This window comes from Bradyrhizobium uaiense (genome assembly GCF_010811875.1).
Lineage (GTDB): Bacteria > Pseudomonadota > Alphaproteobacteria > Rhizobiales > Xanthobacteraceae > Bradyrhizobium > Bradyrhizobium uaiense.
Genome location: NZ_VKHP01000888.1, coordinates 1 through 245, shown reverse-complemented (window position 1 = coordinate 245; position 245 = coordinate 1). Strand labels below are relative to the sequence as shown.

Annotated in this window: 1 protein-coding gene; it reads left to right on the top strand. The window is 60.8% G+C overall.

Going from position 1 to position 245, the window contains the following annotated elements; all coding sequences use genetic code 11:
- Positions 1-245, top strand: a 245-nt coding sequence (locus FNJ47_RS55710; RefSeq protein ID WP_163163712.1) for an IS5 family transposase, incomplete at both ends; no start/stop codon positions are given.

Genomic DNA, 245 nt, shown 5'->3' with positions numbered 1-245 from the left:
ACCGGATGTTCGTGGAAGGGGTGCTCTGGATCGTGCGTACGGGCTGTCCCTGGCGTGATCTTCCGGAGGCGTTTGGGGATTGGAACAGCGTGTTCCGGCGCTTCAGTCGATGGAGTCGCAAGGGTGTCTGGTGCCGCATCTTCGAGGCGATGTCCGATGATCCGGACTTCGAATATCTGATCGTGGATTCCACCATCGTCCGGGCGCATCAGCACGCCGCCGGGGCGAAAAAAGGGGGTCTGAAG